This is a genomic window from Domibacillus robiginosus (assembly GCF_000966195.1).
Lineage (GTDB): Bacteria > Bacillota > Bacilli > Bacillales > Domibacillaceae > Domibacillus > Domibacillus robiginosus.
Window position 1 is genome coordinate 1 of sequence record NZ_LAHL01000049.1, and the last position, 18632, is coordinate 18632.

The 18632-nt window shown below is 39.5% G+C and carries 25 protein-coding genes and 1 riboswitch; of the genes, 14 read left to right on the forward strand and 11 right to left on the reverse strand.

Translation table 11 applies throughout. The features are described from left to right. Window positions 1–145 precede the first annotated feature (145 nt). Window positions 146–493, reverse strand: a complete 348-nt coding sequence (locus tag VP97_RS19190; RefSeq protein ID WP_050183768.1) for a hypothetical protein — start codon at window positions 491–493, stop codon at window positions 146–148. A 538-nt stretch (window positions 494–1031) separates the two neighbouring features. On the opposite strand from VP97_RS19190, the gene VP97_RS19195 reads away from it, so the two are divergent. The 7 genes from VP97_RS19195 (at window position 1032) to VP97_RS19220 (ending at window position 5562) form a co-directional block, all read left to right on the forward strand. Further along, window positions 1032–1670, forward strand: coding sequence for a deoxynucleoside kinase (locus tag VP97_RS19195; protein ID WP_050183769.1), 639 nt, complete (start codon window positions 1032–1034; stop codon window positions 1668–1670). A 245-nt stretch (window positions 1671–1915) separates the two neighbouring features. Beyond that, window positions 1916–2062, forward strand: coding sequence for a hypothetical protein (locus tag VP97_RS24035; RefSeq protein ID WP_156153560.1), 147 nt, complete (start codon window positions 1916–1918; stop codon window positions 2060–2062). Window positions 2063–2245: 183 nt separating this feature from the next. Beyond that, entirely contained in the window at window positions 2246–2434 is a 189-nt protein-coding gene (locus VP97_RS19200) for a hypothetical protein (RefSeq protein ID WP_050183770.1), read from the forward strand. 65 nt (window positions 2435–2499) lie between these two features. After that, a complete protein-coding gene (locus VP97_RS19205) occupies window positions 2500–2703 on the forward strand; it encodes a hypothetical protein (RefSeq protein WP_050183771.1) in 204 nt (67 codons plus the stop codon). 1155 nt (window positions 2704–3858) lie between these two features. Continuing rightward, window positions 3859–4212, forward strand: coding sequence for a hypothetical protein (locus tag VP97_RS19210; RefSeq protein WP_050183772.1), 354 nt, complete (start codon window positions 3859–3861; stop codon window positions 4210–4212). Window positions 4213–4520: 308 nt separating this feature from the next. Then, window positions 4521–4784: a hypothetical protein gene (locus VP97_RS19215; RefSeq protein ID WP_050183773.1), complete on the forward strand. Its 264-nt coding sequence runs from the start codon at window positions 4521–4523 to the stop codon at window positions 4782–4784. A gap of 139 nt (window positions 4785–4923) precedes the next feature. Continuing rightward, window positions 4924–5562, forward strand: coding sequence for an MBL fold metallo-hydrolase (locus VP97_RS19220; RefSeq protein WP_050183774.1), 639 nt, complete (start codon window positions 4924–4926; stop codon window positions 5560–5562). A 46-nt stretch (window positions 5563–5608) separates the two neighbouring features. Here the strand turns inward: VP97_RS19220 and VP97_RS19225 are convergent, their stop codons facing one another. Together VP97_RS19225 and VP97_RS24280 are read right to left on the reverse strand one after the other, a co-directional pair. Next, entirely contained in the window at window positions 5609–6115 is a 507-nt protein-coding gene (locus tag VP97_RS19225) for a hypothetical protein (protein ID WP_050183775.1), read from the reverse strand. Window positions 6116–6433: 318 nt separating this feature from the next. Continuing rightward, the gene (locus VP97_RS24280) at window positions 6434–6697 is read right to left on the reverse strand and encodes a hypothetical protein (RefSeq protein ID WP_172656815.1); all 264 of its coding nucleotides are present in this window, start codon (window positions 6695–6697) and stop codon (window positions 6434–6436) included. Between the two features lie 1073 nt (window positions 6698–7770). Here VP97_RS24280 and VP97_RS19235 point away from each other — a divergent pair. Beyond that, window positions 7771–8205, forward strand: a complete 435-nt coding sequence (locus VP97_RS19235; RefSeq protein ID WP_050183777.1) for a hypothetical protein — start codon at window positions 7771–7773, stop codon at window positions 8203–8205. A gap of 117 nt (window positions 8206–8322) precedes the next feature. On the opposite strand, the gene VP97_RS19240 is transcribed toward VP97_RS19235, so the two are convergent. The 3 genes from VP97_RS19240 to VP97_RS19245 form a co-directional block, all read right to left on the reverse strand. Beyond that, complete coding sequence (locus tag VP97_RS19240; RefSeq protein WP_050183778.1) at window positions 8323–8514, reverse strand: hypothetical protein; 192 nt, start codon at window positions 8512–8514, stop codon at window positions 8323–8325. A 668-nt stretch (window positions 8515–9182) separates the two neighbouring features. Further along, window positions 9183–9329 (reverse strand): hypothetical protein, encoded by a 147-nt coding sequence (locus VP97_RS24040; protein ID WP_156153562.1) that lies wholly within the window; start codon window positions 9327–9329, stop codon window positions 9183–9185. 19 nt (window positions 9330–9348) lie between these two features. Beyond that, on the reverse strand, window positions 9349–9684 hold the full coding sequence (locus VP97_RS19245; RefSeq protein ID WP_050183779.1) for a hypothetical protein: 336 nt from the start codon (window positions 9682–9684) through the stop codon (window positions 9349–9351). 343 nt (window positions 9685–10027) lie between these two features. Here VP97_RS19245 and VP97_RS19250 point away from each other — a divergent pair, with 343 nt between their 5' ends. Further along, a complete protein-coding gene (locus VP97_RS19250; protein WP_050183780.1) occupies window positions 10028–10276 on the forward strand; it encodes a hypothetical protein in 249 nt (82 codons plus the stop codon). A 58-nt stretch (window positions 10277–10334) separates the two neighbouring features. Here VP97_RS19250 and VP97_RS19255 read toward each other — a convergent pair whose 3' ends face one another. After that, on the reverse strand, window positions 10335–10604 hold the full coding sequence (locus VP97_RS19255; RefSeq protein ID WP_050183781.1) for a hypothetical protein: 270 nt from the start codon (window positions 10602–10604) through the stop codon (window positions 10335–10337). A gap of 213 nt (window positions 10605–10817) precedes the next feature. Further along, a complete protein-coding gene (locus VP97_RS23480; protein WP_082220457.1) occupies window positions 10818–10925 on the reverse strand; it encodes a YjcZ family sporulation protein in 108 nt (35 codons plus the stop codon). 112 nt (window positions 10926–11037) lie between these two features. Here VP97_RS23480 and VP97_RS19260 point away from each other — a divergent pair, with 112 nt between their 5' ends. Then, on the forward strand, window positions 11038–11202 hold the full coding sequence (locus VP97_RS19260) for a hypothetical protein (RefSeq protein WP_156153563.1): 165 nt from the start codon (window positions 11038–11040) through the stop codon (window positions 11200–11202). Window positions 11203–11397: 195 nt separating this feature from the next. Here the strand turns inward: VP97_RS19260 and VP97_RS19265 are convergent, their stop codons facing one another. Further along, the gene (locus VP97_RS19265; RefSeq protein ID WP_050183783.1) at window positions 11398–12681 is read right to left on the reverse strand and encodes an ATP-binding protein; all 1284 of its coding nucleotides are present in this window, start codon (window positions 12679–12681) and stop codon (window positions 11398–11400) included. A 374-nt stretch (window positions 12682–13055) separates the two neighbouring features. Then, window positions 13056–13898, reverse strand: coding sequence for a manganese catalase (locus VP97_RS19270; protein ID WP_050183784.1), 843 nt, complete (start codon window positions 13896–13898; stop codon window positions 13056–13058). Window positions 13899–14289: 391 nt separating this feature from the next. Between VP97_RS19270 and VP97_RS19275 the strand changes: the two genes are divergently transcribed. The 3 genes from VP97_RS19275 to VP97_RS19285 all read left to right on the forward strand — a co-directional run bounded on the left by VP97_RS19275 (window position 14290) and on the right by VP97_RS19285 (window position 17274). After that, window positions 14290–14613, forward strand: coding sequence for a hypothetical protein (locus VP97_RS19275; RefSeq protein WP_050183785.1), 324 nt, complete (start codon window positions 14290–14292; stop codon window positions 14611–14613). A 1166-nt stretch (window positions 14614–15779) separates the two neighbouring features. After that, window positions 15780–16085, forward strand: coding sequence for a hypothetical protein (locus tag VP97_RS19280; protein WP_050183786.1), 306 nt, complete (start codon window positions 15780–15782; stop codon window positions 16083–16085). A gap of 517 nt (window positions 16086–16602) precedes the next feature. After that, a complete protein-coding gene (locus VP97_RS19285) occupies window positions 16603–17274 on the forward strand; it encodes a Bax inhibitor-1/YccA family protein (protein WP_050183787.1) in 672 nt (223 codons plus the stop codon). A 50-nt stretch (window positions 17275–17324) separates the two neighbouring features. On the opposite strand, the gene VP97_RS19290 is transcribed toward VP97_RS19285, so the two are convergent. Continuing rightward, window positions 17325–17687 (reverse strand): hypothetical protein, encoded by a 363-nt coding sequence (locus VP97_RS19290; RefSeq protein WP_050183788.1) that lies wholly within the window; start codon window positions 17685–17687, stop codon window positions 17325–17327. A 254-nt stretch (window positions 17688–17941) separates the two neighbouring features. Further along, window positions 17942–18032, forward strand: a riboswitch (cyclic di-GMP riboswitch). A 51-nt stretch (window positions 18033–18083) separates the two neighbouring features. Here VP97_RS19290 and VP97_RS19295 point away from each other — a divergent pair. After that, window positions 18084–18401, forward strand: coding sequence for a hypothetical protein (locus VP97_RS19295; protein WP_050183789.1), 318 nt, complete (start codon window positions 18084–18086; stop codon window positions 18399–18401). Window positions 18402–18632 lie beyond the last annotated feature (231 nt).

Here is an 18632-nt window from a genome sequence, read left to right on the forward strand (position 1 = left end):
GATGCGGCTTTTTAGTTTATAAAAACGTCTTATTGAAAAAGCTGAATGCATATGGCTGTCTTTTCAGATGCAGAACACTTTTAAGAAGATAAGGTCATACAGTGATAAAGGTTTGATGCACTTTTCAGCCGAATTTCTTTACTCATTACTCATAAGTAGGACGGGAAAGCATGGTGTTGAGATAATCGATATTGAAAGAAACAATTGTTGCTAAAAAAATCAAAGCAATAAGCTGAAAACCAACAAAAGCGATTTGCGCTTTTGGGGTGAATGTTCGCTTGTACAATCGATAAGACAGCAAAGCAGCAAGTAAAACACTAATCACAATGGTATATAGCTCATAATGATAAAAATAAAAATGACTGTAGAGCACCGGGTGAACATGGTGTACAGACGGGGCAAGAAAAGGAAGTAAAAGCAGCAGGCCGGCAAATATGAGCAGGCCATTTAAAAGAAAATGTAAAAAAGCGGATATAAAAGCAGGCTTATTCATCAATCATCCCTCCAATGGGTAGCCGGAAAAAGGTTCGTTGCTTCATCGGTTACGCGGCTGTGTACATATATTTCTATTGTACAGAAATGAAAGGAAAATAAAAACAAGCAGCAATACCATTCAAGGATTCATGTATAAACGCAAGTAGATGATCTTCACTCAGTTAAAAGATGATTTGAGCAATTGACGAAATAAAATGCTTATGCTAGAGAAAATCGATCATTTATCGAAGCTGACTATTCTTTTTTTTATTTCATCGTAAAATACACCGATAAAGAGGAGAAAAAATGTCTGGTTAGCTGCAGCAATCGAAGAAACAGCAGGGGGTACATAAAAACAGCCAGAGGGGGCCCTGACTGCTCGGTGTTAAGGGGTATTGAATGAGAAATGGGGGATTTCTCACAGTACCATTATAGACAAGTTTATAAATTTTTATACAAATGAGTCCAAAGGCTGCAGAAAGGGTAATCTAAGAACGTATGACTCAGATCACGGCATTCATTACATGTGAATGACTATAAAGGAGAAGAAAACCTTCATGATAGTAGTAGAGGGGACAGTTGGAGCAGGCAAGTCAACCCTGTCTGATTTAATAAGTGATCATTTTCGGATACCTGTTTTCGAAGAGATGGGAAATCCAGACACAGAAAAGCTGCTCAATCGTTTTTACAGGGATCGCTCAAGATGGTCTTTTACAACGCAGATTCATTTTGCAACAGAACGCTGGAACATGATTAAACAAGTGTCCGAGCAAAAGCACGGTATATTGGACCGCTCTATTTTCGGGGATAAAATTTTTGCAGAGCTTTTAAGTGAAGATGGAAGTATGACGCCTGAAGAGTACCGGACATACGAAAAACTTCTTACGGCTATTGTGAAAACCACAACAGCACCAGATTTGCTGATTTATCTTCAATGTCATACAGAGGTAGCCAAGGAGCGGATCGATCGCCGCGGACGAGGAATAGAAAGTGAAGTCGATATAAGTTATTGGGAGAGGTTAAATGAAAAATACGATGACTGGTATGAAGAGTACCGGCATTCTCCGAAGATCCTGCTCAGTGTCAATCATTTGGATTTTGTGAACAATGCGGAGCATAAAAGAAGTATTCTTCACCTTGTTGGTAAGGCTTTAGAAGATATTCACTATTTTGAAATAAAAATAGCGGAGGCGTAAGAATTTTTAAATTGAAATAGCGGAAGAAGTCATTGAAGAAAAAGAAAAACTGACAAAGAACATAGTTGTTCGCCGCTGACTGCACATCGTTTGATTGCAAACACTTGTAAGGCCCAGTGAAACAAAAAGGAAGCGTAAGCGAGGTACAACAGGAAAAAAGTAAATTGATTCATTCAGCGGGAAGATAAACGAGAAGCTGGAATGAAATTTATCCGATTTCACATACTAGTATAGAGGTGAACGTGATGAATGAAATTGAAATTTTTAAATGCCCAAGCTGCAAGTGGGAAGGACAGTTTGAAGAAGCGGAATTGGATGAAAGAGTAGCAGAAGATGGTATTCAGTTCTATTGGGAGCCGTACTGCCCAAAATGCAAAACAGTGATTGGTTAAGCGTCTTACAGAATGCTTTTTGTGTAACATGAAAGCCCTGCCGCATGAAAAGGTGTAATGTGTTCTTCATATTACGGTGATCGCACTTTGTTGAATTCACTTGGAAAAGTAAGATCAGGGCAGGAAATGGAATAAAAAAATAGTATAAATGGTTTAACATAAGACAAGGAAGGGTGCAACACGATGAAAGTGAAAGTAACCTACTATCGATTAGGTCCTAACGGAATGCCGACCAGCCCGGAGCAGCATGAGGTAGTCGAGGTTCATCCAGGTCCAAGCGATGATAAAGAGACGTTGATTCATAAAGCGCTGAGTGAGCAAACATATATAACTGAAGACAAATTTAAAGTGATAGAGACAAACGAAATGTAAGCATCCTGCAAGGTGCTTTTTTCTTTTCTTTAATCAGTGTATGATGAAAGAAAAGGAGTGAAGAAATGGAGCTTGGTTTCTCAATATTAAACGATAGTGCCAATGGAATGGCACTAAAAATAGTTATATTATTTGTTATGATTATTTTTTCTATGATCATAGTAGGGTTTATCTTGAAAATCCTCAAGGTACCAGGAAAAATCATCAATTTCGTCATCACCGCTGTCGGGTTAGGGTTCGGCTTTTACTGGCTTACCATTTTACAATAGTCACTCATTGAGTGGCTTTTTTTCTGCTTAAAAACAATATTGGAGATAGGTACGCATCAAATAAAGAGTTTAAAGAAGACTGCCTTTCTAGTTTAAGTGCAATATATTGGTGAACGTTAGGTCTCTAGTAGTATGAGTCACTGTGCTTGGCCCAGGCGAAGAAGAGGCGGCATCCGCAAGGCTCCGCTTTTCGCGGGGCAGTCGGTGAGACCGCAGAATTCTGCGCCCCGCTCCTGCCGCTCTGATGGGGAGGGAAAATCAGCCGGTAAAACCCGGTTGATTTTGTTTTGCGGAGAAGAAAGGAAAAAACACCCTGCTTTTTCATGCTTGCTTTTTTAGAAAAACCGCGGGCAGACCGCAGCTCCTGACACTGCTTCTCAAAAAAACAGCGTACTCGTTTGTTTCGCAAAAAAAGGAAATCTTAACCGAAAAAGGAATATCTTCTTGAGGGCTCTATTTTTCAACAATGTGAAAGAGACTGCCGTTCATTCGGCAGTCTCTGAGAGTGTAGACAAAGTTAGAAAGCAGTCACTTTGTTGTCTTTGACCATTTTGCTCTTTTTTATTATATCTAGATTTGCTTTCAACAAGATCCTTATGTATGTAAAAAATAAATAAATCATAGTTAACATTGTGAAAAATTCAATAATAAAATAAAAAAGAACAACCAATACACCTTTACACTGGCTGTCCACATTCCAGCAATGCTTCTTTTAAAAGCTGGATATCCTCTCGTATAAGTTTCTTAAGATGCACATTTTGGCACCGATCATAATCATCTATTAAACGACCCAATTCAGCAGAAAGAAGAATCGTTGTATCTTCCAGGATGAGCACTCCTTTTTGAGTAATAGTCTTGTGGCTAAGACAATCATGTAGATGAAAGATTAAGGGTTTTCTTTTAATCTAGCAAAAAGCCAAACTCATATGTTTATACCCTGAATAAACAAAAAGTATGCATAAATACTGAAAAATCTAGGAAGGTATTGATCATCCTGGTTTATTGAACTGGAAGAACATGTAACACCATTTCCTTAAAAACGATCCATTTTTATGAACAAGGAAGATTTTCTGTTTTATTTTCTCGACAACAGTAAAAAATACATCTATCACGTTGAATGAAGAAGATCATGAATAAGAACGGAGGTTGATGCATGTGACAACATGCATTTTACAAATTAATAAACAAGCGCGCAAGATGGGAGATCATATCGCCTTTACAGTGGCAGAGGTGTTAGAACCACCGATTGATATCGGCGGAGGTATGTGTTATCACCGGTACATCGAGCATTACGAAAAGCTGCTCTCTGAAGAGGAGAAAAAAACAGGCTTAACAAACATTTTAAGTACAGAAGAAACAGATAACGAAATTTTTTACGAAGTCGAACAGAGTAAGGTCCCAGCCATAAAGCAAATAGCTGTTCGGGTTACGAACGAATTTCCGGAAGCTTATCAACGTCAATACAATGAATTTCTTCACCAGCTTCAGGAACAAAAAATCATTTCTTAAAAAAACAGATTCAAATACATCGGTTGGCAGGCAGGTCGCTAATATTTTAATGAAGCCTATGGTAAGGGTCAAAAGAAAAGCTGTCCCTGTTATCTTTTAATATCTCCGTTACATGGTAAATGTGCTTCAGTTTAAAATGTATCATTTCACACGAAGACAAGCTGCTTTACTGGAAAACTTGAACGCTTTATTACTTTTTACCTTTTACGGGCATGGCTATATGTTAAAAGAAAGGCCTTGATTATTTGAGGCTAACTATTTCGTTTTTGGGAAAATATAATGAATAAAGCCGGAAGGAGAAAAGCGCAATGGAAGCAGAAAGAGATCTTCAAGCAGAACAGTTTATAGATGAACTCAGTCAGCATGAAAAAGATGTTTATCGCTTTATGAGAAACGAATACGAAAGAACCATGAATTACGGTGATGCTTATGACGCAAAAGTGCAGGATCCCCAGCTTACCGCGCTGGTTAGCCGCGAATTTAATATTTCTGCAGAAGAGGCGCGAACGATTTACATGGAAGTTGAATCAAAGGTAGCTGATTTTCACAGAGAACAAGCGAAAGAAAGGTAAGCACCCTATGGGTGCTTACCTTTCTTTTTGGGCAGTTTTAAATGACTTGTACCGGAAAAAGGTTTCTATTTAAAACAAGTGGAAGAAACCAAAACAACATTAGTCCTTTCATGATAAAATGGCGATGAGAGGTGACGAAATGGAATGGATTCAGCTGCCTGTAGGGCCGCTTCAAACAAATGCATATGTTATTTACAATAAAGAAAGGTCATGCTTACTGATTGATCCAGGAGAAGAGGCTGGCAGGCTTCAGCAGTTTATCCAGCGGAAAAAGTTGCAGCCAAAAGCGATTCTTTTAACTCATGCACACTTCGATCATATCGGCGGAGTGGAAACGCTTCGGAAAAAATACAGTATCCCTGTTTACATTCATCAACTTGAAAAAAAGTGGCTGTTGAATCCGGACTTGAATGGTTCTTCTTCGTTTGACGGAGTTGCTTCTGTAATAGTCAACCCGGCTGATGAGCTGTTTACAAAAGAAGGAGAGCAGCACATTGGCGGCTTTCGCTTTTGTCTGCTCCAAACGCCGGGACATTCTCCCGGCAGTGTAAGCTTTTATTTTAAAGAAGAAGGTTTTATCCTTGTAGGAGATACCCTTTTCAAAGGAAGTATGGGTCGTACGGATTTAAAAGGAGGTCAGGAAGCCCAACTGCTCAAAAGCATTAGCCAAAAGCTTTTGAGCCTTCCAGAAGATACATACGTACTGCCAGGACATGACGAAATTACAACGATTGGTCACGAAAAGGAGCATAATCCTTTTTTAAAAGAGCTCGTATAAAGTAAAAAGCCGTATCCCTTGCGAAAAAAGGATACGACTTTTTACTTTATACAGGGATATTGTCCCTTGTTTTTTGTTTCTGGCGAGACCTGTGTATTTCTTGCACCCCATTTATGACTGCTTTCCATCCTTTTTTTCGAATTCCCTTAGACGAGATAGGATCCATAATCATATCTGCTCCAGCCGCCCCGGCTATAGTACTGAGAATACCAGCCGCTCCGGCCGCAGTTGTTCCTGTGGTCAAAGCAGCTCCAGCCACAGCTGCTGCAGCAGTAGTGACAGCACTGGCTAACCCGGAGGCCCCGGCTGCTGTGGCAGCTCCAGCCGCAGCGGTTCCCGCCGCTGTAGCGGTTCCAGCTGCTGCTGTACTTGCAGCTGTAAGGGCCGTCGCTGCAATTGACCCGGCAACAGCAGCCGTTCCCGTCACAGCTGCTGCCGTTCCAGCAATCGCAGCACCTGTAGCTGTAGCGGCGATCGCCCCGGCAGCCACAGGTGCTGCAGCTACAGCAGCAACCCCGCCCGTTACATAAGCTGCACCTTTCCAAAATCCCATAGAAACACCTTCTCCCCACTTATATTCATTGTTGCTTAATCAAAAGAAACGAAACAGGCTTTGCTGTAAAAACCTATTACATTATTAATTACCTGAAAGCATATTTCAAAACCTCTATATACGATACATAAAAGCAGGAGCTTCCTATATAACCTTCCGTACAGTTTAAAGGAAAGAAAAAATGGGTACAGTATTATATGGTTTGGTAAGCCGTGTAAAAGAATAAAGTACCTGTTTAAAGTAAAGTATACACATAAAAAAACCACTCACATGCAGCGTGAGTGGTTTTTTGTTTGCTGTAATGGTAAAAAAGAAGTGTTAAAAGGAAGGCGGCTCAGGATGTAAGGGGGAAACAGGCTCTCGTACAGGCTGAAGATCCTTATCTGACTCGCTTTTAGGCGCAACTTGAGTTGATTCACGTGTTTCCTGTTCAGCAGCTTCTTCATGGACTGAATTTTCTGGAGCCGTTGTTTTGTTTTCGGAGGCAAAATCGCCTTCCTCTTTTTTCCATGTGTCAGTTTGTTTAAACCAGTCGGATACATGGGTGTTTTCCTTTTCCACCGTTTGATTATTTTCTTTCAATTGAGTATTTTCTTTGCTTTGTTCGAGCTGGACGCTTTTCGTATTCTCTTCGTTAGACGTATCAGACGGTTTTTTTTCCGAAACAGCTGTTTCGGTTTGCTCTCTTGTCTTCGATTGAGTGTTCTGGAATGAAGTATCAGTTAAAAATGAATGCAAAAGCAATAAAAAGCAGGCCACGGCTGTAAGAAGCAGCACAGAAAGGGATATAATTGATTTGTTTATCTTTTGAATATAGATACATCTCCAATAATATGTGTTTATTTTAAAGATACAAAGATTGTATAACAAAAAAGTAAAGAAACAAAGGGCTAAGAAAGAGAAGAGATGCTTTAAGATGGAGGAATCGATATGAACGACCATATTTATTATAATTAACAATGTGCAAAATTCAAAAAATAGTTATAACAAAGCAGCCGCTTTACAATGATTGTCCGCAGAGCATAATGGCTTCATTGAATAATTGAATATCGCTTTGGATTTATTCTTTAATTTTAAAGTCATCCTATCGATAGTAGCCGTGTATTACTTTTCCTATTTCATTAAACAGGATAGTGGCTGACTCTTGCATAAGTAACGCTTCTATTTATCGGGTTCTTCACCGGATCGCTTGTTTATGGATAGAAAAAAATAAAAGCGCCAAAAGCGCTTTTATAAAACAGTTATCCTTTTTTCTTTCGGTGTTGAATGAATGCTTGAGCTGAATAATAGTCGGATTCCGACATTACTTTTCTTTTTATCAGCTTTAAAACGAATGGTAAGATAAGGAGAGTTTCTGAAATCGTAAGAATTATCCATAGAAAAAATTCATTTGAAGACATGACACAAAAGCCTCCAGGCAAAAAATAGTGTGACTTTTCTACATGTTAGCTTACCCAGTACAAAGAAAAATAAACTGTCTCTGTGACCGAAGGAACCATGAAGATGGCTTGTTTAAAGAAGTAAGCGGCAAAAAAAGATAACAAGTGCCTGATGACGAGAGAGGAGAACCAATTATTAAAAGAATCCTTAAAGCACTGGGAAAAAGTTTCAGGCTCTGGTATCTTAATAAAAGCAGGCTGGACATTTAGGGGGCAATGAAAGTGAAAATATTATGGAAGCTTGTCGTTGGGTTTGTACTGATTGCTGTTCTTCTAGGGGCCGGACTTTATTATTTCGGTACGAAAATCGCATCTGATAGAATAATGGACGAAATAGCAGAGCAGATTGAAAACAGCGGAGAGGCAGAGCAGATTAAACAGCAAATCAATCGCAATCCAGAGTTAAAGCAGCTGGTAGAAGAAGGGGCAAACGCTGATACATCTTCACTGCCATTTACGACAAAAGAAGAAGCTACAAGAGAACTGGTGAAAAAGTTTAGTCCGGGTGAGCTGAAAAACATTCAATCAACCGTGCAAGGCGGCTTGACAGAAGAAAAGAAACAGGAACTGATTCAAACACTTGAAAGCAAGCTGACGGAAGAAGAGATACAGGCTTTAAAGGTGCTTGCTTACAAGGAACTAAATAAATAAAAGAAAAGCATCCAGCCGGATGCTTTTCTTTATGAAAGCTGATTAAAGAGGAAGGCGGCAAAACCAATTTTGTTTGGTTATTGAAAAAAACTTTCGCTTTAAAAAGAAATTTTCTCACTAGCTCTTTATTTGATCCTGCTTAATCCACCAGTCGATTTGATCTAAATCAAAAATAATGATGTTTGAACCAATTTTTTTATGAGGAAGCTTCTTAGTTGTGATCAAATTATCAATTTCTTTTTTAGCCAGTGGATAGTTTATCGAATGCAGATAAAAGACTAAGTGCTGTATTCCTTGAATTTTTCTCATTTCATCACCTCCCACAAAAATTTCTCTTACTATAGAAAGAGGGAGAAAAATTTGTGTAAAGGATCAAACGAGTAAATATAAAAAGTATTTACCCTTTTCATCGGAATGTATGTCTGCCAGATGAACTAAAAAAGAAAACAGGATTTACATTCAAATGGCAGCTGCCATTTGAATGTGGACGAATGAATGATAACCGTCACATGAATGAGATAGGTCGGCGGCGTCCGGGCAGCTCTGCTTTCCATGGGGCAGACGCTGAGCCCGACTTCGCCTGGCAGCTCTACCGGTCTTAGCTGCCCGCTCGTCCCATAGGAGTCTGCGCTGACCCGGACGCCGCCAAATGTCTTGCACCAAAAGTGTATAGAGCTAAAAAGGTCGTATTTTTTCTTCTTAAAAAGAGAAAAATGTCTATCCAGTCCCTGGCTGATTGATCTTTAACACTACTTAGTGAAGACTGCCGGACGAAGACTCCTGCGGGAAGTACAGTGAGTCGGGAGATTCCGCAGGCGCAAGCCGAGGAAGCCCCCGCACTGCCCTAAGGTGCGCGAAGTCCGGCAGTCTTCACTTATCGGCTCTTTGTTTGAAAGAGAAAGATTTTGTCTACACCCTAATGGCAGCTGCCTTATTTAAAAGCAGCTGCCATGTTAAAATCGGAATGAAAAAGAAATTTATTCAACCATTTTCCGGGGGAGATCCTCCAGCTTTTCCTGAATGGTCGCATGATGAACAATGGTTAAAAGTAAAATGACTATACTCAACCCATTGGACAAGATCATACCGCCCAGCAATACATTTTTGGTGCGAGAATGAAGCATTTTATCACCACTTTTTAGGTTACTGTACTCGTATTGTATTGGCATCGCCAAATTGCTGCTTATCGTTTTGGCTTTGAGAACTGTTGCCGTTATGTTGATTTTGGGCATTTTGTTTGTTTTTTTGGCCGTTGCGTTGAAGCTGGGCATCATTGCTGACATTTTGACCGCTGCTTTGATAATGGGCGCCCTGATTGCTGTTTTGATCTTTGTGTTGGTTTTGACCCTGCTGATTATTGCTTTGATTGTTGCCTGTTAATGTATCCATAACATTCTCCAGGCCTTTACCGATCGTTTCGAGAATACCATCATCCTGTTGACGGTTGCTTTGATTCTGATTTTGATTTTGATTTGTCATCTTTGTCACCTCCCGAGTTTTATCGTGTCCAGATGAAACCAAATTATTTATAAGAACAACGCTGTGTTTTTCTCGTTCCTCATTGACTCTCCCAACGCTGTTATTTTTATGCGCGCAAGTTCTAGAGGACAAAGAGGTGAGGAGACAACCATTTACATATTTTTCCGTGCTGAATATAAACAGATCCTTTGTTATACAGCAAGCGGCCAAAGCATAACCAGGGCATTCATTCTATTTAAGAGCACGAGCAAAGCCCGTTTTTTAATAGCACACTGCAATAAAAACTCGTTGGAAAGGTTGTTGTTTTTCGGAAAAAATATGCTTCACAGAGGAGGAATTTGAAATGAATGATAAGCAACCAAATACATTTTACATTATTGATTACGAATGGACAGGGCCGAATGTGCTGTTTGTAAAAGCAGCAGGCTTTGACGGGGAAAAGGGACAGGAGTTCGAGGAGATCATAAAGTTTTTAAGGGGGAAACCGTTTGGAGATGGGATTCATCCGGAAAAATCCTCGCTGTCGTCAGAATGCAGAAGGGAGCTTCTTGCATACATAACAAGCAGGTTTAACAAAAAAGAATTTGATTAAACCGAAAAACAGCACTCGAAGACGAGAGCTGTTTTTTATATGGTGCAGATAAAAATAGTTATAGCCTTTTTGCTGCTTCACTTGTTAAAAAATCAAGTTGTTTTTGCATCGCGATTAATTGTTTTTGGATGGCGTCTGACTGTGACTGTTCCTCAGAAGCAGCCTTTGCTACATCCTCCAACGCAAGCAGTGCCGCAAAGGTAGCAACAGCATCAGCGAGAGTAGTAAGGGCTGTTGCTAGCACAGTGAGCTTTGCTGCATTGACTTCAAGCGGCACCGAGGAATTTTCTTTTTGAACATGAACAGCTTTACCATGGCGTTGATTCACTGTATTCCCCCTTCTCGAATACAATAAGCGTATCTCCGTTCACATTGTATGCAAAACTTATCTGAAAGTGCAAAAACAGTTTTTTTCTGTCTACAAAAAAACAGCCGTATGATAAATCATACAGCTGCGAATGGTGGTTGGCAGATAAATCGGGTCAGAAAGTAAAAGCAGAAGTCATGTTAAAAAATCACATGCATACGCTCTTAGTACCTATTAATATCCTCCGCCTACGTAAGATGCACCAATGATAATAAGAAGAATAAACAGAACAACAATCAGCGCGAAGCCAGATCCGTATCCACCGCCGTTTTGGTAGCCCATTACGATCACCTCCTTTTCCATATAATATGAAAAAGTGCAGACGACTCTTGTGCGAATGGTCATAGTAACAGAAAAAATGTCAGGAAAAGAAACCAGGAAAGGAGCAGATGGTGTGAAGTATGGGTTTGTTGTAAAGGAGAACAGGATTGTCGCGTCATTTCGAGGCGAGGGGAAAAACTTTGACATGGCGGCTCACGCCTTCATGATGTCTGGCTATGGCATAAAAAGAGTTTCTGCAGAGGAATATCAGGCAGAAAAGGAAAAAAAGCAGCAATAAGGTAATGTAACATGGACGGGCACGCAAAAAAAAAACAGCCAGGCAGAGCCTGGCTGAAAAATAGTGTGAACGTGTAGGAGTTGGGGTTGGGAACTAACAGTTCTATTATGAACCATTATATAAAAATGTATACATGAAAGTCAGAAACAGGCTTTTATTACTGACCAGGCAGCTTTTTAGGCCGCCGCCAAAAAATTAATCAGTGGAGATTTCCCGTTCCACTACAGGAAGAGAAAGAATAAACTGTGTTCCTTGCAACGGTTTACTTTTTACCTGAATGCTGCCACGCATTGCTTTGATGGTACTGTAAACAACCATTGTCCCAAGACCGGTACCAAGATCTTTTGTTGTAAAAAAGGGATTTCCTAAGCGCTCTAGCTGTTCTTCATCCATTCCGACTCCGGTATCCGCTATCGTAATGATTGCTTCGTTTCCGATGCGTTTCAGTTCGATCGTTAAAATACCACCGCGAGGCATCGCCTCGACCCCATTTTTTGAAATATTAATGATTGATTGATGAAGCTTTTCTTTTTCACCAGCCACATAGCTGTTGTCTTTTACAGTCATTTTGATTTCGACGTTGTTTAGCGCGGCATAAGGCTCTACAAAGTTTTTCATCATGGTTAATTCTTTTTGAAGGTCCAAAATTTCGACGTTTACCAAAGAAGGCTTTGCAAAGGTAAGATAGTCTGTGATAATCGATTCTGCCCGATTTAACGCCTCTAAAGCGGTGTCGATATAGTAGTGTTTATCCTGCTCAGAAAGCTCCGGATCACGCAGCAGCTGAAGAAAACCTTTTGTAACGGTTAAAGGATTTCTTACTTCATGGGAAATGCTGGCGGCAATGGTGCTGACTGTTTTGAGCTTTTCAAGTTTTGCAATTTCTTCGGAAAGAAGAATCGCTTTTTTCGCTCTTTCAATGACCCATACACTTAACAATACACCACTCGTTTGGACCGCTATCACAATTAAAGTAAAGATGAGAAACGAAACCGTAGCAGTTAAAGGCAGCAAAACTAGATTAAGAGCAGTTGTGGATAACGCTGCAGCTACGGATGAACAAAAAGCAATCCAAAGTTTCTTTTTTACTGTTAAAGCTCTTTTGAAAAAAGAAAGCACAAAAAACAACAAAAGCAGCATAAGCGCGTAAACAACAAAAGCAGTTTGAAAATCTGGAACATTGAGATAAAAGCGATAGCTGAGTAAAATAGCTGTTAGTATAGCACCAGCTAGGCGTCCCCCATATAATGTTCCAATGATTAAAGGAAGCTGGCGAAAATCAATCGGAATGTCTTTTAAAAGAATAACAGGAAAGCTCATTGAAAAGATGATAGAAATCCCACAAATAGAGATGACAATCACGGTATGTGTAAAACGATTTACCTTTTTTTCAAGAAACTTAAAATAAAGAGTAAAGCAAAAATAAATCAAAAGAATATTTAGCAGAAAGCTTTGAAGATTAGTAAGGAGAATATCCAATTACACAGCTCCAGTCTTTTAAAAAATAAAACTGTTGTTTTGTATGTAAATTCATTAGGTAGTCTTTTTTATCATAACATGATCTCAATCCTAGTAGATAGAGGGGAAACATTGATATACAGGGGTTTGTCGAGGGGAGTAAGAAATATGGTCCTTTTTTTGGACTTGAACCGATCAGAAAGTAAATATTTTTAAATCCAGGGTGTATGTTCTAAGCACTAATACAAACTTTATCGAGGTGTCCTTTTCAAGCAGCATAGCGGTGTGTGTGCGCCGCAGGAAATCTAATCCTTTAAGAATTTTATGGATAAAAAACAAGATATACTTTAAGTCCGTATATCTTGTTTTTTATCAATGATTGAAGTTTTATTTTGTTATTTGGTAGAGACTTTTTTTGCATCGAGGTCGTGATGCAGGGCGGCGGAAGGGATTACAGGATCAGGAGCTTGTCCTTTTGGAGATGGATTTGCCAGATAAACATAATCTCCTGTTCCATCCGGTGCACTTCCTGTAGCCCAGAGGCCTGTAGAAGAAGCTGTTCCTTCTGAGAGATCCCAGAATTCATAGGCATGAGGCTGTGCTTCCTGCTCTGCTTCAGCAGGGAAAGAGGCAGGTACCACTACGCCATTTTTCTCTTCAAGTTCCTGGATAGCAGCCATCCATTGATATTGGTGATAGCGGTCACGAGCGAGCATTTTACGGAATACGGTACGAACGCCCTCATCCTTTGTCATATGGTAAAGACGTGCGACCTGAAGGCGCCCCTGAGATTCAGCATGCAGGTTAGAGCGCATATCAGCAAGTAAGTTGCCGCTTGCTACAATATAAGCACCATTCCAGGGGACACCGTTTGAATTGGTTGGCATTCCGCCAAGTCCGCTTACAAGCAGGTGCTGCGGGTTAATACCGCCCATAATGGCTGCAATAGCAGGATCTTCAGCAGCTTCCGCCTGTGCTTCTGGTGATGCGCCGTCTAAAAGCTGACTGATCAGGGCACAAAGCATTTCTACGTGGCCAATTTCTTCTGTGCCGATATCCATCAGCATATCTTTATATTTTTCTTCTCCGCGGCAGTTGAAGCCCTGGAACAAATACTGCATCATAACAGTCATTTCACCAAACTGACCGCCGAGCACCTCTTGAATCTGGCGTGCGAGCATCGGATCTGGACGTTCAACCTTTACCTCAAACTGAAGTTCTTTTTGATGGCGAAACATAATGAATCCTCCTTTTAGTTGTATGTTTATTTCCTTTCTTTTACTACCTTCCTTTTATTACCCACTTGATTTGTGAATGAATCAATTTTATGAAAAATTAATTACCTTCTTTCATAAACATGGAATGCTATTTTAAAATGATAAGTGGAATATAAAGGTATAGTTTTTAGTTTGCACATTCTGAATCCGACTGAATAAACGAAGTGGGCCAGTCGCTTTGGACACCTTTATGTTTGTTAGTACTTTATAAGATGCGTCCCTCACATTTTTCTGTTTCCAGGCTGTTTTCTTCTTTAATGCCACCTGGAGAGGATAAGAGATTTTATGACGAGTCAAGTGCAGGAAAACAAAATTTTTTATTGAATTAAAACTAAAAGGAGCTGGATAAACAATGGGGTTTTACGAAAAAAGATATGATTTAAAACACATTGTTATAAGAGATACCGGGGAAGCTGTGGAAGCTGATGGAGGTACTTTGCACATTTATAAAGGCAGCGGGAGGCAAAGATGGGAAGCCAAATTATCAGCTGTTAAGAATGACAAGATATTTGAAGACTCAATATTAGAAGAAAAAGGATACATTAACTTTAAATTTGGAAGCAATGAAAACGTAGAAATTGAAGGAACTGCTTTCGTTTCAGATTTTGACCCGAGCTCCGGAGGATCTAACATTATACTGACGGGAGTAGGCAGGGTAATCGAATACAGAGGATAAAAGTCATATAGCATTGTACAGGATGCTATTTTTTTATGTTCAGATCAAATCACCTATGTATAAACCTTAATTCATGGGTACGCAAGTTCGCCTTTTTCATTCGATCTCAATGGCCTTGTTAAAAGTTAAAAAACAGGTTACAGGAGCGAAAAAAAAACGAATAAGACAGTAAACAATGCGGCTTATTGACCGAATTACTTACTGTCTGCTTGATCGTGAGTCATTTGGAAAACTTTTTGCGCCATATTGTTAAACTTCTAAAAATGCTTGAAACAGACTCGCCGGCTTCATTTCCTTTTTACATGACGGCCACCTGAACAGCTGCAGGCGCACGCTGGCTCATCATCAGAACGATGGCATCTTTCGCTTTTTGTACACATTCAGCAGCTTTTTGGGATAAAATCAAATGAAAAAACCAATATATTTCTATATGGGCTGTTCACATTGCACCAGCGCTTCACTTAAAAGCTGGATATCACTTTGAATTTGCTCTTTTATGATGGAATCAGAACACTTTAAATAATCATCAATGAGCCGTTCCAGCTCTACAGATAAAATAAGGGCGACTTCTTTCAGAGTAAACACTCCTTTTTAAATAGTTTCTCCCCATTTTAAAATCAGATACATGCTTGTGTAGAGACGTGAAGGGTTCGAAATAAAAAACGTCTATTTTTAAATTTATGTAGCAATTTCGGAAAAATTCAAACAATTATTCGTCGTAAAACAAAATGGATAAAAAAGAGACAGAACTGTTTGGATTCTGTCCTTTAAACCCTATCGTTTATAAACGCAGAGACGAACAATTAAGAGGATTTCTTTTTATAAAACTCGATCATCTCTCCAATAGAATGTACAATTCCCTCCAATTGAAAGGCGAATAAACACAAGCTCGAAATAGAAAAAAACACAATAGGAATAAATCGAAGCCAGTGCATAATATCCTCTCCGTTTCCATATCACGATAAGTGCTTTTTCAAGAAGCAAATGTATTTCTGCCGTGACTTATCTAGGAACGAACACAAAGCCTTTCATTGAATGAAGGTACACTTTGCATGAATGTATTATATGCAGAGACGAAAAGGAGATGTCTTTTTTCAAAGCGTAAAAGCATTTTTTGAATAAAAAGTAAAAAACGGCCCATACTGTTAGATACAGGTGGTGAAACGATGATAGAAAACAGTCGTAACGTGCTGTCTGGACATATAGCATTGATTGAGGTTTTAAATCGCCCGTTTTATCGTTTTGCGATTGTAGCAGAGCAAACAAATCGCGATCATCCTTTTATCGACTCGGTGCCAATTTACGGGACAGTAACGTTTAATAAGAACAAGCGGGAAGTTGTGGCGGACAGTTTAAATACATCATTCAGCAATCTCGAGATCGGGACACAGCAATGGATTGAAAAAAAGCTTATCCAGGAAATTCATGAATTTGATGAGCGGAGTCTGCTTATACATCAAAAGCAGTCATAGCGCTCAACAGGATTAAGCCTTCCACCACTATGGTAATAGAAGGAAACCAGTATGTAATCAGATTTTGAAGTGCACACAGAAGAATAGTTGCAGACAAAAAAGACTTCTTCATTAAAAGAGGTCTTTTTTGTTTTTACACTGAAGCCTCATTTTTCGAAAGCGATCCAATATCCTTATTGAGATCAAGTGGATCGGTTGCAGCTTCGCATCGTTTGACCGACTTGCCATTTTTATCAGCTAAAAATCTAGAAAAGCTCCATTTGATCGAGTTTCCATACTTTTTCCAGAAATAGTGGAATTAATATTTTAGCGGAGACATGAGATTTATTATATCTTTTAAATAGAAGAACAGAAGCTTAAAGCCCTATTCGAAAATAAGTTTTTTGTTTGAGTCCAAAGACCCGGTCAATAAAAAGGGAATTCAAACATAAATTAATAGAAGAAAAGAAATATATTATGAAACGAAAGGAATAGGCTGTTCGTAGAAGAAGAGGAAATAAACAAAAGGAGAGTTAGGATGCAATCAGGAAAATCACTTGTTACAACACATGTGCTGCCGAGATTTTTTAGTGCGCTTTTGCTTTCATTTCTAGGGACATTATTTGGCGGCATGTTTATTCCTGAAACGGCGGCTCTCGCTTTAGGGGTGGTGCCGCTGATGATCCTACTTCTGCTTTTAATCAAATCGATTTCAGCAGGCAGTAAGCGAAAAAAAGGACTTAGTACGTATGGGTTAAGGCTTCCCATGTGGCTTGTGTATGTATTTACGCTGCTGTTCGGCATCTCCATTTATCCACTTATAGATTTTTACGTCGACACAATGGGCATGGCGCTGGTCGTGGCGGCGTTTGGTATTACATCTGCCCTGTTTGGTGGATTGTTCATCTATACGTATATGTCAAGAAAAGATTTCTCATTTTTAGGCGGCCTGCTGTTTTTTACACTGCTTGCTTCCATTCTTCTCGGAATTGCCAACCTTTTCATCGGTTCTGACCTGGTCGATTTAGGGCTTTCTTTTGTCGGAATACTCGTTTTCTCCGGCTATATGCTGTATGATATTTCTCGAATGAAGCAAGCGGATTTTAGTGAATCGGATGTACCGGCGGCAGTGTTTGACCTGTATTTAAACTTTATTAATATTTTTCTTGATATCCTCCGGGTCATGAACTTTTTCACTTCAAAAGACTAAACGCACTACTGTAGTGAAAAATCCCCGGCTTATATAGCCGGGGATTTTTGTCATGATTGGTTTTCTTCATCAGGATTGTTTTCGGGATCAAGCTCATCGTCAGTTGTGCCGTCATCAATGCCATTATCCTGGTCTTTTCCATCATTTATACCATTGGCATCTTCATTGTTGCCGCCACTTTCCTGGTCCGGACCGTCATTAACGCCATTTCCTTTATCGTTTTCATCTCTTAGTTCATCATCTAGATCGCCTTCCGTTTGGTTTTGTGTCTCATTCGTATTTTCTTCCTCCATTTGCTGCTGTTCATTATTTGTTTCATCATTTTGTTGTCCGCCGCCGCATGCAGTGAGTCCGAATAACAGTAAAGCCGCTATCCCGCTGACAAGCAGTCCCTTTGTATCGATTGATTTCATATGCGTATTCTCCTTTTATAAGATTTTGATTACCGATAGCATGCCCAGCGAATGAAAAAGTAAACAAAAAGCGGCGGGGACAACGCGATTTCTCCATTTCTGCTCCATACAAAAACCATATGATCAATGAATAAACAGGAACGGAGAAAGCTTTTAAAAAGTATTAAGGAAAATATGTAAATTATGTAGGTGAAAACAGCCAACAAAACTTGATTACTCTTGACTCGACATAATTCGACATGGTTTAATAGTACTAAAGATAAAGGCAAACTTCTTCGAAAGAAAAGGACGCAAAGCCACGGGTCTACTGTTCGATGGATGAATTATGACAGCCGGGTTGCCAAATAGGGAAGTTTCTCCGTATTTGGTTGAATATGATACCAAACAGGAGGAAACATGCAGAAAAAATCGCATTCAGTAAAAGTTCATGTAGAAAAATTTTTTGTTTTATTGAAAAACTATCCGGATAGTACAGATTCAACTTTGGTCTTTGTCCGTTTTTTACGTTCCTTTTTAAGAGGTAGCTCTCAGCCGGAAATATTGCCTGCTATTGAAATCATGACTCTTTTAAAAGAACAAAAGCCAGCTGTGTTTTACTCGATGAGAAAGCTTGCAGAGCGTGACGAGCTGCTGGCTTTTTTAACCGGCTTATCAATGAATCCAGAAAAAGCGGAAAGAAAGCTTCAAGAGATTTATGAAAGTCCGGAATCATGAATATAAACAAAAACAAAAACAAAAACAAAAACCCCTGAGACATAGGGGTTTTTGTTTATATTAAAGAAACTTCATTCATTCATTTATTTAAGGAGGTAATAGAAACCAATCACTTATTGCATAAAAAACTCTTCCAAGAAGAGTTTTCAATATGTAGACAAAGTCTTTTTCTTTTAAAAAAGAGCCGATAGGTGAAGCCGGCCGGACTTCACGTTCCGCGGGCAGTGCGGG

Coding starts and splice junctions, on each gene's coding strand:
- VP97_RS19250 (WP_050183780.1), top strand. CDS start 10,028: ATGAATGATAAGCAACCAAATACATTTTACATTATTGATTACGAATGG.
- VP97_RS19195 (WP_050183769.1), top strand. CDS start 1,032: ATGATAGTAGTAGAGGGGACAGTTGGAGCAGGCAAGTCAACCCTGTCT.
- VP97_RS19220 (WP_050183774.1), top strand. CDS start 4,924: ATGGAATGGATTCAGCTGCCTGTAGGGCCGCTTCAAACAAATGCATAT.
- VP97_RS19290 (WP_050183788.1), bottom strand. CDS start 17,687: ATGAAATCAATCGATACAAAGGGACTGCTTGTCAGCGGGATAGCGGCT.
- VP97_RS19205 (WP_050183771.1), top strand. CDS start 2,500: ATGGAGCTTGGTTTCTCAATATTAAACGATAGTGCCAATGGAATGGCA.
- VP97_RS19280 (WP_050183786.1), top strand. CDS start 15,780: ATGATAGAAAACAGTCGTAACGTGCTGTCTGGACATATAGCATTGATT.
- VP97_RS24035 (WP_156153560.1), top strand. CDS start 1,916: ATGAATGAAATTGAAATTTTTAAATGCCCAAGCTGCAAGTGGGAAGGA.
- VP97_RS19190 (WP_050183768.1), bottom strand. CDS start 493: ATGAATAAGCCTGCTTTTATATCCGCTTTTTTACATTTTCTTTTAAAT.
- VP97_RS19245 (WP_050183779.1), bottom strand. CDS start 9,684: ATGACAAATCAAAATCAAAATCAGAATCAAAGCAACCGTCAACAGGAT.
- VP97_RS24040 (WP_156153562.1), bottom strand. CDS start 9,329: ATGCTTCATTCTCGCACCAAAAATGTATTGCTGGGCGGTATGATCTTG.
- VP97_RS19285 (WP_050183787.1), top strand. CDS start 16,603: ATGCAATCAGGAAAATCACTTGTTACAACACATGTGCTGCCGAGATTT.
- VP97_RS19240 (WP_050183778.1), bottom strand. CDS start 8,514: ATGAGAAAAATTCAAGGAATACAGCACTTAGTCTTTTATCTGCATTCG.
- VP97_RS19215 (WP_050183773.1), top strand. CDS start 4,521: ATGGAAGCAGAAAGAGATCTTCAAGCAGAACAGTTTATAGATGAACTC.
- VP97_RS19270 (WP_050183784.1), bottom strand. CDS start 13,898: ATGTTTCGCCATCAAAAAGAACTTCAGTTTGAGGTAAAGGTTGAACGT.
- VP97_RS19225 (WP_050183775.1), bottom strand. CDS start 6,115: ATGGGATTTTGGAAAGGTGCAGCTTATGTAACGGGCGGGGTTGCTGCT.
- VP97_RS19275 (WP_050183785.1), top strand. CDS start 14,290: ATGGGGTTTTACGAAAAAAGATATGATTTAAAACACATTGTTATAAGA.
- VP97_RS23480 (WP_082220457.1), bottom strand. CDS start 10,925: ATGGGCTACCAAAACGGCGGTGGATACGGATCTGGCTTCGCGCTGATT.
- VP97_RS19200 (WP_050183770.1), top strand. CDS start 2,246: ATGAAAGTGAAAGTAACCTACTATCGATTAGGTCCTAACGGAATGCCG.
- VP97_RS19235 (WP_050183777.1), top strand. CDS start 7,771: ATGAAAGTGAAAATATTATGGAAGCTTGTCGTTGGGTTTGTACTGATT.
- VP97_RS19295 (WP_050183789.1), top strand. CDS start 18,084: ATGCAGAAAAAATCGCATTCAGTAAAAGTTCATGTAGAAAAATTTTTT.